Source organism: Roseibacillus persicicus (assembly GCF_014651675.1).
GTDB lineage: Bacteria > Verrucomicrobiota > Verrucomicrobiia > Verrucomicrobiales > Akkermansiaceae > Roseibacillus > Roseibacillus persicicus.
On record NZ_BMXI01000001.1, the window covers coordinates 1 to 14002 of the forward strand.

Annotated in this window: 12 protein-coding genes; 4 read left to right on the forward strand and 8 right to left on the reverse strand. The window is 55.4% G+C overall.

All coding sequences use genetic code 11. The annotated features are described in order from the left end of the window. Positions 1-114: 114 nt before the first annotated feature. Positions 115-936, forward strand: coding sequence for a hypothetical protein (locus IE099_RS00005; RefSeq protein ID WP_189566096.1), 822 nt, complete (start codon positions 115-117; stop codon positions 934-936). 83 nt (positions 937-1019) lie between these two features. On the opposite strand, the gene IE099_RS00010 is transcribed toward IE099_RS00005, so the two are convergent. The 4 genes from IE099_RS00010 to IE099_RS00025 all read right to left on the reverse strand — a co-directional run bounded on the left by IE099_RS00010 (position 1020) and on the right by IE099_RS00025 (position 4394). Next, positions 1020-1355, reverse strand: coding sequence for an RNA recognition motif domain-containing protein (locus tag IE099_RS00010; protein ID WP_189566097.1), 336 nt, complete (start codon positions 1353-1355; stop codon positions 1020-1022). Between the two features lie 283 nt (positions 1356-1638). Then, on the reverse strand, positions 1639-2745 hold the full coding sequence (locus IE099_RS00015; RefSeq protein WP_189566098.1) for an acyl-CoA desaturase: 1107 nt from the start codon (positions 2743-2745) through the stop codon (positions 1639-1641). Positions 2746-2907: 162 nt separating this feature from the next. Continuing rightward, positions 2908-3888 carry an alkaline phosphatase D family protein gene (locus tag IE099_RS00020; RefSeq protein WP_308428513.1) on the reverse strand — a complete coding sequence of 327 codons (981 nt, stop codon included), beginning with the start codon at positions 3886-3888 and terminating at the stop codon, positions 2908-2910. Between the two features lie 68 nt (positions 3889-3956). Continuing rightward, positions 3957-4394 carry a rhodanese-like domain-containing protein gene (locus tag IE099_RS00025; protein WP_189566100.1) on the reverse strand — a complete coding sequence of 146 codons (438 nt, stop codon included), beginning with the start codon at positions 4392-4394 and terminating at the stop codon, positions 3957-3959. Positions 4395-4466: 72 nt separating this feature from the next. Here IE099_RS00025 and IE099_RS00030 point away from each other — a divergent pair, with 72 nt between their 5' ends. Further along, on the forward strand, positions 4467-4859 hold the full coding sequence (locus IE099_RS00030) for a DUF2721 domain-containing protein (protein WP_189566103.1): 393 nt from the start codon (positions 4467-4469) through the stop codon (positions 4857-4859). Between the two features lie 107 nt (positions 4860-4966). Here IE099_RS00030 and IE099_RS00035 read toward each other — a convergent pair whose 3' ends face one another. From IE099_RS00035 to IE099_RS00050, 4 genes are all read right to left on the reverse strand, one after another. Continuing rightward, the gene (locus IE099_RS00035) at positions 4967-6094 is read right to left on the reverse strand and encodes a hypothetical protein (RefSeq protein ID WP_189566105.1); all 1128 of its coding nucleotides are present in this window, start codon (positions 6092-6094) and stop codon (positions 4967-4969) included. A gap of 147 nt (positions 6095-6241) precedes the next feature. Continuing rightward, positions 6242-7312, reverse strand: a complete 1071-nt coding sequence (locus tag IE099_RS00040; protein ID WP_189566106.1) for a prenyltransferase/squalene oxidase repeat-containing protein — start codon at positions 7310-7312, stop codon at positions 6242-6244. Beyond that, positions 7309-11052 (reverse strand): hypothetical protein, encoded by a 3744-nt coding sequence (locus IE099_RS00045; protein ID WP_189566108.1) that lies wholly within the window; start codon positions 11050-11052, stop codon positions 7309-7311. Before IE099_RS00045 ends, IE099_RS00040 begins: the two co-directional genes overlap by 4 nt. 120 nt (positions 11053-11172) lie before the next feature. Beyond that, positions 11173-12126 (reverse strand): alpha/beta hydrolase family protein, encoded by a 954-nt coding sequence (locus IE099_RS00050; RefSeq protein ID WP_189566110.1) that lies wholly within the window; start codon positions 12124-12126, stop codon positions 11173-11175. 151 nt (positions 12127-12277) lie between these two features. Here IE099_RS00050 and IE099_RS00055 point away from each other — a divergent pair, with 151 nt between their 5' ends. Then, positions 12278-13135 carry a transglutaminase family protein gene (locus IE099_RS00055; protein ID WP_189566113.1) on the forward strand — a complete coding sequence of 286 codons (858 nt, stop codon included), beginning with the start codon at positions 12278-12280 and terminating at the stop codon, positions 13133-13135. Beyond that, positions 13110-13958: an alpha/beta fold hydrolase gene (locus IE099_RS00060; RefSeq protein WP_189566114.1), complete on the forward strand. Its 849-nt coding sequence runs from the start codon at positions 13110-13112 to the stop codon at positions 13956-13958. Before IE099_RS00055 ends, IE099_RS00060 begins: the two co-directional genes overlap by 26 nt. Positions 13959-14002: the final 44 nt, after the last annotated feature.

Sequence of the window (14002 nt, forward strand, 5' to 3'; positions counted from 1 at the left end):
AAGGTTTTTCAATCCATCCGAGCGCTCCTCAAGGAACCTGATGTTCTTAAATCAGTCTGCAATCCTTACTCCGAATAACGGCAAGTTCATTTGAAAAACGGTCTAAATAACCTGATGAAGAAGAATTTACCTTTGGTCAGCTCCATTCTCCTAATCGGATTCGGCAACCTTTCCGCCAATCCTATCTTTTTAGAAAAGAGTGGCATCGTAGCCATCGAGGCAGAATCGACCTCTTCACGTCTGGGTGATTGGATCGAAAAGACCGACGTCGACGACTACATGGGGGAATGTCATCTCGAGTTCACCGGCAATAAAGCGGAAAGCGGGCCTCCCGAATCCCCACTGAAGTATCAATTCCAAATCAAGAAAGAAGGCATCTACGAACTCACCTTGCGGGCGCGAAAACGCTTGGAGTCCAAGAGAGCTGACATCTCCAATGATTGCTACGTGGCAGTCAAAGGAGACTTCGAATCAGGTGGCGAAGTCCCGCTCAAGGTCTTGAAAGAAGACACCAAGATGTATGGGGGCAATCCGGATGGTTGGGGTTGGACCAGGCAACTGGATGTCTCCCACAAAAAGTATGCGGCCCAGTATCACTTCAAAGAAGGAGAAGTCTACGAACTCATCATCCACGGCCGCTCGAAGAACTTCAACTTCGACCGCATTCTCTTCGTCCATAAAGACGTCGGTCTGCGGACAGCTTGGAAAGACAACCCCAAGGAGAGTCCGAAAGCGGGAGCCGCCACCGGAGGAAGTAAGCTCAAGGCCCCGCCAGAGCGACTTCTAACAGACAAGGAGGGCCGTACCCTTCTTGCAAAATTGATGGATAAGGACGGAGACAAACTGACGATTCTAGTCAAAGGCCGCAGCCACGAGATCCAGATCTCGGACCTCTCGGAGGAGGACCAGAAGTTCCTCCTCGAATGGCAACCCTGACCGTCGGGTCACAAGCACCAAAAAGGCTGACTTCGAAGAGAAGTCAGCCTGCCAAAAAGAGATTAAACTAATCGGTAGAACGCTTACCAGCGATCACCACCACGGTCACGGCCACCGCCGCCACCACGGTTGTCGCGACCACCACGGCCGCCACCACCACCACCACCACCGCGGTCTTCACGGGGCTTGGCTTCGTTCACACGGAGGTTACGGCCTCCGAATTCGGCACCATCAAGGTCCTTGATTGCGCTAATCATGGCTTCCTTGGAGTCCATTGTTACGAAGGCGAAACCACGGGGACGCCCGGATTCGCGGTCTTCAGGGATGTGGACGTCAGTGACGCCACCGAATTCGCCGAAGAGTTCTTTCAATTCGTCGTCCGTGGTCGAGAAGGGGAGATTCCCCACATACATTTTCATAATATCAGTGCTCGCCCCACACCAGTGGTTCGACGGGACCACTTCTGCCCAAGATTGAGTGAAGAGACTCCGCCAGCTAATGCCTCACGACAAAATCTCCCTCATGGGTTAAACTACCTAGTCGGGGGCGACATAAGAAGAGGTGACAGAATACCTTGGGAAAACAAGAGAATTCCTCAGGAAGAAAAAGCACTCATCCGCTGCGAAAGCCCCCCACTCTCAAAGAAAAAACCCGAAGGAATTCCTTCGGGCCTTGAAATCAAACGTTTGTGCTCAGCTTCCTTTAGACTGGAAGTGGACGTAGTTGGGAAAGCCGGTCGAGAAGATTTTGGGTCTCCGCGCGCCAACGCACGATTGTCTCACGCGATGCTTCCGCACGTTGGGCGGCCTGAGCCTCCAATTCGTGATAAGCGGTGGTCAGCTTTTCCTGCATTTCCTTCACTGTCTTGAGAGTGGTCTCGCAAATCTTTGCGCCGGATGCCTCCAGGGACGCAAGCTTGTTTTCAGTGTGGCGACGGGCTTCAGCCATCTCTGCAAGTAGAATACGGGTCTGGGAAACACGACGCAGGTTGGACGCCAGGCCCAGTTTGGTGAGAGTCCAGATCGCCCACTTGGTGGGGTCAAAGTTCCAAGGCTTCACCCCGTTGCGATAGTCGTGCTGAAACTCGTGGTGATAGTTGTGATAACCCTCGCCAAAAGTGAAAAGAGACATCAAGAAGCTATCGCGAGCACTGCACCGGCTGGAGTAAGGACGCTTGCCAACACAGTGGCAAAGACTGTTAATGAAAAACGTAGACTGCTGAACCACAAAGACGCGCAACGCGCCAACAACCAAAAAGCCACCGAGTGCCATTGTCCAGCCTCCAAGGAAGAACCCAACCACTGCGGGCAGAAGCAGACCAACTACTCCGGCAATCACCTTGTCGAATTTGTGCTGCCACATCACCAGCTTGTCCTTGCGGAGGTCGGCTACGTTATCGAGAGGGGGCTCGGGATTTACTTTGAAAAGAATCCAACCCATGTGCGCCCAGAGGAAGCCGTTGTGGATATTGTAAGGATCATCATCATCATCAACGTGCTTGTGATGACGGCGGTGGTCGGATGCCCAATTGAGAACCGAGTTCTCAAAAGCGCAGGAGCCGAAAACGAGTGTGAAAAGACGAACCGGCCACTTGGCCTTGAACGAAAGGTGGGAGAAAAGACGGTGATAACCAAGAGTGATGCTCATCCCCGTTGCTATGACGTAGAAGGAGAACATTGCCCAAAGCTGCCAGCTCAAATCGTGAGCGATGAGGTAGATAGGAGCTCCCACAACAGCCAAGAGACTGATGATGAGGAGGAAGACTGTATTGACCCAATTGACCCGATGAAACGGTATATTCAATGCCATGTTGATGGTAGTTGGTTAATGGCAGCCCAGGTGTGACTCACGCCCCTCTGCCAGACAGTCAAACGAATGACTGTGTGGAAACCTTACTGCGAACTTTCCCAAATGCCAGCCCCAACTGAGACCTCTTTTTGCACTCAAAAATTAGAATCATTCCACTTCAAGCTATTTTGGGCTGCTTTTTTGTAGGGAAAACTTAGCCTTTAATACTTTTTCACCATTTTCATCACAAACTGCCGCTTCAATCACGGGAAAATCCCCTCCCCAGCTCAAAGTGAGCATTCCAAAGTTGTTGCGCCCGAAATTTTCGCCCACTCGCAGACGATTTACCTCCTTGGAATTTCCGCCAAAGCTGGAATTGAGGCTACTCGAGGTCACTTCATAGAGAGGATAGGAACTGCCCTGGTCTTTCAGGGAAATCTCCCCCAGATGCCGGTCACCCGACAAAATCAACACAGGCGGGACCTTTTCCTCCGCCAGCAGCGCCAACAGGCGGGCCTTCTCCTCTGGAAAGTCAGCCCACTTCTCGAAGCGATGCTCACTCGGCAAGACCTGAATTGAGGAAACGAGCAAGTTCACCTCGGCAGGGCTCTCCCGCAGAGAGCGCTCCAACCAACGCCATTGTTCCTCGCCAAGAATGGTACCGTTGCTGCCAATCGCGTCTCGATGGTAACGCGTGTCCAAGAGAATAACACGCACTTGCCGACCCTGTGGTCCAAAGTCGTGCTTGGCGTAGACCCCTTCCCTCTTTCGACGGGGGCTGTCGGGAGCCACCTTCAGAAAATCAAGGAACTCCTGTTGGGATTCTCTCTTTTTCGCAAACTCACGACCGACGTCATTTTTGCCAAAATCATGATCGTCCCAAGTCCCTATCACCCGGGCACTGTCCTGAATCTTTACGTAGTCAGGATTGCTCGCCGCGACCTGATACTTCTTGCGGAGCACGGCCATATCTTCGCTATCCCCATAAATATTGTCTCCCATCCAGATGAAGACATCTGGCCGACTCCGGGCGATTTGCGCCATCGCGGGCGCTTTCTTTGATTCCTTGAAGCAAGAAACAAAGACCACCCTTTCAATCGGGCTTTCCCCTGACAGCGGTAGGAACGAAGAACAAAAAAGAAGTAGGATGAACGGCCGGAACACCTCTCATCAAGAGCGCAATTCAGCGATAATCACAAGCTGCGAAGTCGGTCAGGCAGTAGCGGGCCCCCTTATTGTCCCTCGACCACTTCGCCGCCGGCCTTCTTCCATCCCTGAATTCCTGAGTCCAGATGATAGAGTTTCTGGAAACCCAGCTCCTTCCAAATGGGCAAGGACTTGTTGCTGCGGCCTCCGCTGCGGCAGTGGAATAGGTAGGCTTTACTTTTATCTAATTTGGCAAGCTCATCCTTGAAACCCGCGGTCCCGAATTCAATCCGTTGGGCACCCTCAATGTGGCCCTCCTTGAACTCCTCAGCAGTGCGGATGTCGATGACAATGGGAGCATTCTCTCCCGTGACCAAGGACTTGGCCTCCGCTCCGGTGACAGCCTTCAGCACTGGCGTCGCAACCTTCCTAACCTCTTCCTTTGGCTTCTGCTCGTCCGCCATCAGAGCCGCAGTGGCTGTCAGGGCGAGGAGACAACTTGAAATGATTGTTACCAGATTCATACCTCAAGATTGCACCCTCTTGAAATTCTGCAATCGGATTCTAGTCTTCCCAACGCTAAACTCCCCTCCGCTATGGCTCTCGAAATTTCTACCCCGGCACTGCTTTTCCCCGCGATCAGCTTGCTCTTTCTTTCCTACACCAACCGCTTTCTTCACCTCTCGGCCCTAGTGCGAAATTTGCATAGTTCTTGGAGCGAAAATAAAGACGACCTTCTGTATGCCCAGATCACCAACCTCCGGCAGCGTTTGGTCTTGATCCGCTGGATGCAGCTTTTAGGAGCTATCAGCTTGTTCTTGTGCGTGGTAGCCATGCTCTCGATCATCGCCAGTCTGGCCGCGATAGGGAGCGTGGCGTTTATCGTCGCCCTGCTGCTCATGGCGGCCTCGTTGGCATGCCTCGCTCGCGAAATCACCATGAGCGGTGGCGCTCTGGAAATTATGCTGAAGGCAATGGAGGGAGATTGATCTTTCCGGTCAATCAGGCACGCCGTCCGCTCACGGACAGACCAAGCGAGCAAAGTCTTGGCAACAATTTCGAGAGCGGCAGCAAGCCGTTCTGTCAGAACGCGCTCCTACCAACATTGCTCATCCATCATCCAGACCACGGAGGCGTGCTGGATCTCCTGACGGCGGAGATTGAAGATGGTTTGACGCTTGGCTACATTCGCCAAGCTGGCAAAGGACGCGGACTTCTCTTCGGCTTCCAATTGTTCGGCTTTCTCCTGAGCTTCTTTCATCTCGCGCCAGTTTTGAATCAATTGACGAGCCTCATTCCTCACCGACTCATCATTCCGAACCAAACTGGAATCATCCTCACCGGGCTTTAACATCGAGCTGATTCGATTGGTAACCAGACTGGTCCCCGGGAGGGCAGGCTTCTCCTTCTGGTGAAGCTTGGTGAGACTGGCGACCAGTTCCTTGGAGCGACTGAGCTGGCACCACCGCTCCCATTTGGATAGATCGGGTCGGTCCACATTTTGATAAGTAGGGAGACTCGAGCTATCTTTCACAAACTGCACGTCACCATACTCGGCGTTGAAGAAATTGCGGACCTGGTCCAGCCACTTGTTGCGCTCGGTCTTCAGATTCTGTTCCCACTTTTTCACCGACTGAGCGACCTTGGGATCGGCGTCTTTGGGTAGCGGGGGCGCTTCCGCAAGCTTTTCAATTTCGTTGTCAATCAGCTCCCCAGTCCGCAAGAGACTCTGCAACTTGACCTTATTTTCGCGCATCTTGATCTCGGCATCTACAGAGACCGCGGTATGCTTCCATGCATCTGCCTCCGCATTATGTGAGATATCTTTTATCTTACTCAACGAAGCCAGCTGCTTGGGGATTTGCGTAACCGGTTCATTTAACATTTTGAGCAATGACTGAGGCTTCAGAGCATCTCCTACAGACACCTTGACGGTCCCCTTCACATTCTGGGTCAACTGCTGAATCACCGGCTGCTCTTCGTTGGCTTTCTGATAGGCGGTTGAGGCCTTGCGGTAATCATTATTCCGCTCTTTCATCAGCTCTGCAGCTTCGCTCCAGCTCATCTCCACCGTATCGAACGGAGATTGGGCGGTCACTTCATCGGCATATCGCGCGCCCTCAACTATGGAGTGCTCAGTCACCGATTCCATAACATGTTGCTGAACACAACTCGTCATTAGCGCGACCACTAGCCCGAGGAGCATCATGGAGATTGTCTTCACAAGGGCATTATACGAACCGGGTGAGAAACTCTTTCGCCTTTTCAAACAAAACGAGTTCTACCTATTCTTCAACTCATAGGCGACAGATTAGCTCTTCCCAGAAAACCATCACAATAGCCTAAATCAAAAGAAGATGAACAATAAACCTTATTCCTCTTCATCTACAGTCTCATCTCGCTGATAAATAGGTAGCTGTCGATGGGGTACGGTGAAGGCCAGGACCATCATGGAAGTGCCGTAAATCCGGCCCGCGGTCTTACTGTCCCAAGAGCCCTCCGGTTGCTGTTTCCCAAGATAAGTTTCATAGAGCCAAGGCGCGAACTCATTCCAGTATTTCCCGCCGACTTGGAACAATCCTTGGGCGTTGTAGTAGATTCCGTAGAATTCGTACTGTCTGCCCGGAAGGTCGCGGTAGGTCTGAAGAACGTAATCTGCCGCCGCGATAGTAGCGGGAGAACCGTGGCGTCCGGTCAATTCCAGACACAGGAGCCCCATTCCAGTTAAACTCTTGGCATGATCCTCCCGTCCGCTGTAACCAAAGGTCCCCTTTTCCGGATGTTGGTGACGCTCGAGGTAGGCCACCGCATCAGCAATCGCCTGATCCGGAACAGCCGCTCCATTCAGCTTGGCCGACCGTAAGGCCATCAAGGCCCACCCGCTGCACGAGGTATCGCTGTCGTGGGAATCGGGATGATAGCGCCACCCCCCCTGATTGCGCTCATCCTTCTTCACCTGCTGCGCCCGTAAAATCAGGGCAAGAGCCTTGGGTAGGACTTGGGAAATTTTCGCCTGTCGCTCGGGATCCACCATCCCGCTGACCTCGGATAGAAAGAGAGTCGCAATATTGTGAGCATACATCGGCCCGTGGCCGGCGTCCCCATTGTCGAGCACACCCTGCTCATTCTGGTGACGAACAACCCAATCGATGCAAAGATTGATATTTTCCGCATAGGGACCCTCTGTAGGTAGATGTCCCCTTGAGAGAAAGGCCATCCCCGCAAGCGCCGGAATGCCCACCGAGCGCCCGTAATTGTGAGGGAACGAACCATCTTCATTCTGAGCGCGAGCCAGGTAGTCGAGACCTCGCCCCACTGCGGGGTCGACCTTTTCCTGCCACTTGGCAAAGACGGGATCGACGGGCCCCTGCGCTCGCACGGAAAGGGCGAACAAGAAGCTAAACCCAAAAATGGCAGAAAGGAATATAGGACGGTGCATCATTGTTCGCTCATGGTTTGGAAGTAGTCCTTCACCAACCCTCGATAGTCGGCGGGAACTTCGGGGTCGCCTTCTCCCCCGACATCCTTGTTGAGACTGTTCTGAATCTTCTCCCAATCTTCGGCATCGATTCCCAGCCTGGCCAGCTCAGGCGGTACTCCCCCGGCTTGCTCCTCTTGCCGCATGGGAACGTCAGTCGCGTCCTCTCCGGGCATACCGGTGGGCTGGTCTCGCTGATCGGGCGCACTCGGTTGAGCAGGACTCCGCCCTTGCATCTGCTGTCGACTGGACTGCGCGGCTTCGGCGAGTGCTTTCGCGGCTTGCGATGCTCGCTTGGCGGCCCCGGCTGCGCCCTCCTCCCTCGCAGCTTGTCCTGTCCTTTGAAAGGCCTCCGCCATTTCACCCACCGCAGTTGGAGCCAAGTGCTGGCGTTCCGGTTGTTGGGCCGCTTTCTGAGCTTGCTCCGCAAGTTGGCGGGCCGCTTTCTCCAGAGAAGAGGCTGTCTTTTCAAAAGACCGCTCCGCTTCCCCATGTTGTCTAACAGCCTGTCCCAAGTTTCCCTGCCCGGCCTCTTGGTAGGCTTGCTTTGCCTGCTGTTCTCCCCGTTGAGATTCATGCCCGGCTTGGCCGAGGGCAGAACCGTGCAACTGGGGTATCGATTGAATTTTCCCTCTTAGTGAGGAAGCCTCGGCCTGCGACAGCTCCTGCAATTGAGTCAATGCCTCCTTCATCTGGCCTGCAGACAAGGCTTGGGCAGCCTTCGCGACCTGTTCCTGACGTTCAGCCAGCTTGGAGAGCTCCTCTGTGGCAGCTGACGCTTTCACGGACCCGGACTTCGCCAGCTCTTGCGCTTTTGCTGCGGTGGTTTTCAGAGACTCGGCCGATTCACCCGCCTCCTCAGCTGCGGCTGGAAGCGATTTATTTTGAAAAGCCTCTTTCGCGTTCTGAGCACGAGCAGCCGCCTCGGACCATTCATTGGCGAGAGGGCTCATTGCCTCGCGAGCTTGGGTCAACTGCTTCTGGATTTCTCCGGCGATAGAGCCTTGCTCTGTCTCCAGCAACTCTTCCAGCTTTTCGGCGCTTCGCTCCGAGCGAGCCTGCTGGGATTCAGCCAAGAGCTTGGCCGCCTTCATCGGATCGTCGTTCGCCAGAGCCTCCGCAGATAAAGCGAGCGCCTCTTGGCGGTCCGCAAGGTCGCTCAGCTCACTCGAGGAAGGCCGAGGATTGCCCGAGGCCTCGTTGCCTGCCGAAAGGTCGGACGCTTTTCGCAAGCTCCCCTCAGACCGTTCGGCTGATTGCATGGCTTGCTCATCTTTCTTTTGAGCAATTTGCCCAACCATTTCGCGAGCTTCCCGTGCAGCCTCTTTGAGAGACTCTTTGACTCCATCGACTCGTTCGCCGTCGTGAGAAGCCTTCGAGATATCCTGAGCCAGACTCTGCTGAGCCTGCTTAATTTGCTCGCGAACGTCTTGCTCGCTCTCAGATTGAACATCTTCTCCTTGTTCGATCGCTCCCGCCAATTCCGAAAGCGCTTTCTGCTCCGCGGCGATATCGCGGGACTTCTCCGCCAACTCACGAGCTTCTTCTGCCTGCTGCCCCAGGACCTCGGCCATCGCCTCGGGGCGATTCCAGAGTTGAGACTTCACTTCCTCGGCCACCGCCTTTTGTTTTTCCTGCCATTGCGTGAAGTCTTTTTCCTGTGGAAGTTTCTCAGCCTGCTTGTTCGCCTGCCGAGCCAACTCTCTTTGCTTTTGTGCGAGAGATTCGAGACGGGCCAAATCGTCGACCTTCGACTTATCTTGGTCGATCTGATTGCGAATCTGTTCCAGTTGCTTGATCGCTTCTCGAGTGTGAGTGAAAGCCTCCTCCATCTCCTTGTGGCGCTCGTCTCTACCATCCTGAAGGGGCACCTCCTCGAAGGACCGCAAAGCCTTGCTAACTTTCCCGGCAGCCTCGACAACCTCAGGAGCCTTGGCTGCGTGAATCCCCTGCTCCATCCGGGCAGCCAGCTCCTTCAATTCAGCTTGAGCCTCGCCCAACTTCTCTTGGGTTGCGGCGGTTAGCTTTTGAGAATGCTCGTTGCGTTCTCCTTTCACCAAGTGAGAACGGTTTTGCTGCATCTTCTGCTCCGCTTCCCGAGTCGCTCGAATGGCCTTCTCGATCCCGTCCCGAGCATCACGATGCTCGTCGGTTAGAACCCGTTGAGCCAACGATTGCGCGCCCTGATCGATGCGAATGACCAGCCAACCTGAGAAACCGCGACCCGGCCCTTGTAGTCTGGGCGGGCGCTTGTCCTCGGCTCGCAAGCGCACACGCACCTCACTGGTGCCTTGGAACCGTTCCATCAATTCGGCCACCCGCAGACTCTTCGAGCCCCTGTAGAGCTCGGAGCGCAGGGAACCGATTTTCAAAGGAAGTTCACATTCCACCTCTTCACGAACGGCCCCGCCCCCCTCGAGCTCCAACACCACGGATTTCAATCCAAAGTCCTCTTTCACCTCGTAGCCAAGGGGAATCTCATCACTGGGGTGAACCTTGATTTCCATTTGCTGGGGGCTGAGAAAAGTCACCTCGGGAGCTCTATCCTCAAGCGCACGGAGAGGAAAGCGCACCAGCTCCACCTCATTCCCCAGACGATGACTGCTTCTCAATATTGCCTCCCCCACCAATCCTCCAGTCATGAAGATAGAGCCGCTGACGGAAGCCCCTTCAGAAGAGTTCTCGATATGAAAAGGAAGCTCTTGGCCTGAGGGCAGCTCGATCCAAGTGGACTGCACTGGGGTGTTTAGCCGGGCGCTCAATGTCACCTCGGTCCCGATGACAGCCTCTACGCCCTCCACCACATCCCCTTCCTCATCTAACAAACCAGTGTATTTAGGGAAAACCCTCTTTAAAGTGCCCGCCAGGATTCGTGGCTGGGGATGAACGGTGGCGGAATATTGGTCACTCAGAGCCCGCCCTGCTCTCGCCCGATACAAAAAAGACTCCCGGGCCGGTTCCATACGATAGATCCATCCCTCTTTCTCCTTCCGGAAGGGCTGGGCGACTTGAGTCCCGTTGGCGAGGTCGAGAATGATCTCGGGCAGGTCTGCTCCCGAGTAATCGAGCCTGACCTCAATCGCTCCCCCAGCCATCACCTCCAAGTCCCCGGGCCGAAGAATCAACTGAAAGGCCCCGGCATTGCCCAAATTCGAAAAAGGAGCCACCGACCGGACAATCAGACGGCTGGCCACCCGAGGAGCGAAAACCAGAGTCAGCAACAGAATCAACGCCGCAGCCGACGCCATCCAGCGCCATCGCTTGGTTCCCCTCCCCGCGCGAACCTCATTATTAGCATCGAGAAGGAGGGCATCCTCTTCCGCGGCCTGAACCAAGGACTCAAGGAGCTCGGCCGAAGCGGCGTTTTGCCCGGAGAGTTCCAGCGCACTGCTAAGGCGCTCCTCCAACTCGGGATGTCGGTTCTCCAACCAGCGGGCGATTCGGATCAAACTCAGCTTTTGAAAAAACGGCGCAAACCCGACAAAACCAGCCCAGACCAGAACACCCATCCAAAGAAGAAAAATTGTCCAGCGCGCTCCCGCTGGCAACGGGGCAAAAATCCAGTCGGCGGCCATGGAGAGCAGGAGACCACCTAGAAAGACCGCCCCCATCAAGAGCCCTCCCCGCAACAACTGAACCCGCCTCACCCGCAGGCGAAGAGCCTGCAGCTGTCGCTCGATTTCGCGGGTAGGACGATCTTTCATGGGGGTCGCAGGATAGAAAACTGGCCATTCGGCGCAAGTTTATCAATCTGCGGAGAAGAATCCATCCTCTCGTCCCCGCCCCCAGCTCGGCCATTCCGGGCTGCCCGCTTTGCCCAAGAGCTACTTTTTCTGCCAAAGGTCACCCTTTTCCATCAGTGCCTCAGGGCCGTCCCCCTGCAACCACTCCATAGCTTCCTGCTCTCCCCGGAGAAAACTTTCCCAAAAGGCCGTGCTCAAAGCCTGAATCACCCGATGATGATTGGGGTTGTCACTTTCCCCACCGTCCCTCGCATCAGAAAAAGCGTGATGTTCGGCGTCTTTCAGAACCAATTCGAACTTATTCCCCTTCGGTAAGGCGGGATAGACTTCACGGCGACTCGCCGGAGCGGTCCTCCCGATAGGGCTGCCATCCTTCGTTCCAGTCATCAGCATCATCGGCATTTTGATTCCTGAGAAAGCAGCCTCGGCCGAGCCCATCCTGGGAGCGCTGGGACTGAGGGCCAGAGCGGCATCAATCCGTTCGTCCGCGTAGCGGGCCCCGAGAGGGCCAAAACGCTGCCCCGCAATGGCCTGGGTCGTCACCGCTCCGTAGGAATGACCGCCCACTCCGATTCGTTCGAGATTCATTCGGCCTGAGAGGACGTGCCCTTTCTCGATCTGCCACTTCTCCAGCTGGTCCAAGGTGGCGGGGACATCCCTCATCCGGTCCTGAAAAGTCCTTCCATTCGCTGCCGTCATCATCGCATCCCGTCGCTTTCCCAATGGAGCGTCCTCCCAGACTGAGGTATCGCTGCCGATATGCTGCATGGCGACCACCAGAAATCCCCGCCCCGCCCAGTGCTGACCGAGATAATTCCCAACTTCGCGCGAGCCCCCCAGCCCGTGACTCAACAAGATGACCGGAGCGGGATTCGAGTCTTCCGGCAGATAAATTTTAAGCGGCACCTCGCGCCCTCCGTATCGAAAGCTCATCAACTTGGTTTCCACTTTTCCCTCTTTACTCAAGGGGTCGTAGTCTTCGGCCGCGAGAGGACAGAGCGATAGCAGAAGGAGGGAAAAGAGAATTGGGTTCATTCCCCAATCAACCCCAAAACTCCGAAAAAGTTGCTTGGACGAAAGCCAAGATGAGCGAAACTAGGGCGAAAAGAGCTCCTTCCGATTATGACGGGCTCGCAGTCACACCCGAGGCTGGTTAGAAATTAAGAAAACCTTATAAAGCCGTCACGTGAGAGAAGAGACAACCACCTTGCCCTATCTTTTGCGGTTGCTTGACGATGAGCAGCCTGATGTCCGACGCGAAGTCTTCGCCCAACTTGCCAACTTTGGCGGCGATTTGAGCGATCAGGTCGCAGGATTAGGCATCGACTTGTCAATCGCAGACCGCGAAGTTCTATCCGGACTGCTGCAACCTGCCAGGCGCGAAGCCTTGCGGGAAGCATGGTTCACCCCGACCCGTGCCCTCTTGGATCCTGACGGTGACTGGGATCTCTTTGAGGCCTTTCTGCGGATGATCTCCGACTACCTGCACGACGGAGTCACTCTTCGCCCTTCCATGTCCGATCTCTTGGACGATTTGGCAGACGAGTCAGCCGAGTTGGAGCTAAACGATCCCATTCCGCTGGCCAGCTGGCTCTTCGATGGAGAACGCCTGCAGGCCAACAAGAAGAACTACTACAGCCCCCGCAACTCCGACCTCGCGGCCGTGATCGAGCGCGGAGTGGGCAACCCCCTTTCTCTCTCCCTCATCCTCATTCTTATCGCCCAGCGCCGGAAGATTCCCGTCTATGGTTGCAACTACCCCGGGCACTTCCTCTGCTGGACCGACACCTCCTCCGGCCCCCTGGTCATCGATCCCTACAACAAAGCCCGCACCCTCGCGGTCAAACAAATCATCGCCAACAACCCTGGCATCTCAACCACCAGTCGCGACGCCCTTTCCGCCCCCGCCCGCCAAATCGACATGCTGCGGAGAGTCCTTTCCAACCTGGCTCATGCCTACACCAAGAGCGACTCCGATGACGACTTGGTCTTGATCAAAGAGCTGACTGACAGCCTCGATGAAGTCGAACTTGCCGCACTCTGAAGAAAAACAAGTCGGCGGACATAAGCTGACTTGGCACCAATGGCGCCCTGGGACAAGCGCTCTCCGGGGGGCCGTCTTCTTTCTCCACGGCCAAGGGGACTACGGCGAACGCTATCAAGAGATTGCGGAGCAATTCATCGCGGAAGGCATCGCCTTCACCACCTGCGACCTCCCCGGCCACGGGCGCTCACCCGGCAAGCGGGGCCATATTCCCTCTCTCCAGGTTGTCAAAGAAGCCAGCGAACTGGGCCTTCGCGAAGCTCGTGAATTGACGGGCGACAAGCCGGTAGGCTTTGGTGGACATTCCGTCGGAGGCCTCCTCGCGCTCTATCTTCTGGGTGAACTGCAGGCGCCGGACTTCAGCTGGATCAGCTCTCCTCTTCTCAAGGCGGAGGCCGGGCAGGCTCCCTGGAAACCTGTTCTGCTGCGTCCACTTTCACGCGTCCTGCCAACCATCACCCTTTCAACCGGAGTCACCGCTGACATGTGCCGCCAGTATCTCCCCGGGGAGTCGGCAAAGGACCACCTGCAGTTCCACAACCGCATCTCGCTCAGCTGGGGACGGGAGCTCATCGACCTTTCAAAGCTGGTACGCGAAAACCCCGACCGGCTTCCCAAGAAAACGCCTCTGCTAATCACCCAAGGTGGGCGCGACCGCATCTGCCCGCCCGAGTTTTGCCAACAGTTTGCGTCCGCGATCAATCGCGAGAACTTCGAATTCCGGTTCTATCCTGAGGCTCGCCATGAACCCTTTTCAGACGAACAGCGGGGGGAAGTCTTTCACAACCTTCGGCAGTGGCTCCGCCAAATCCTCTCGCAGTGACTGTCCCCTCTTGCGCGATCCTCCGAGCGGGCCCAAGTTGAAGC

Bases quoted from the DNA above. Each gene is read 5' to 3' on its own strand.
- IE099_RS00060 (WP_189566114.1), top strand. From the start codon at position 13,110: ATGAAGTCGAACTTGCCGCACTCTGAAGAAAAACAAGTCGGCGGACAT.
- IE099_RS00050 (WP_189566110.1), bottom strand. From the start codon at position 12,126: ATGAACCCAATTCTCTTTTCCCTCCTTCTGCTATCGCTCTGTCCTCTC.
- IE099_RS00010 (WP_189566097.1), bottom strand. From the start codon at position 1,355: ATGAAAATGTATGTGGGGAATCTCCCCTTCTCGACCACGGACGACGAA.
- IE099_RS00030 (WP_189566103.1), top strand. From the start codon at position 4,467: ATGGCTCTCGAAATTTCTACCCCGGCACTGCTTTTCCCCGCGATCAGC.
- IE099_RS00015 (WP_189566098.1), bottom strand. From the start codon at position 2,745: ATGGCATTGAATATACCGTTTCATCGGGTCAATTGGGTCAATACAGTC.
- IE099_RS00025 (WP_189566100.1), bottom strand. From the start codon at position 4,394: ATGAATCTGGTAACAATCATTTCAAGTTGTCTCCTCGCCCTGACAGCC.
- IE099_RS00040 (WP_189566106.1), bottom strand. From the start codon at position 7,312: ATGATGCACCGTCCTATATTCCTTTCTGCCATTTTTGGGTTTAGCTTC.
- IE099_RS00005 (WP_189566096.1), top strand. From the start codon at position 115: ATGAAGAAGAATTTACCTTTGGTCAGCTCCATTCTCCTAATCGGATTC.
- IE099_RS00045 (WP_189566108.1), bottom strand. From the start codon at position 11,052: ATGAAAGATCGTCCTACCCGCGAAATCGAGCGACAGCTGCAGGCTCTT.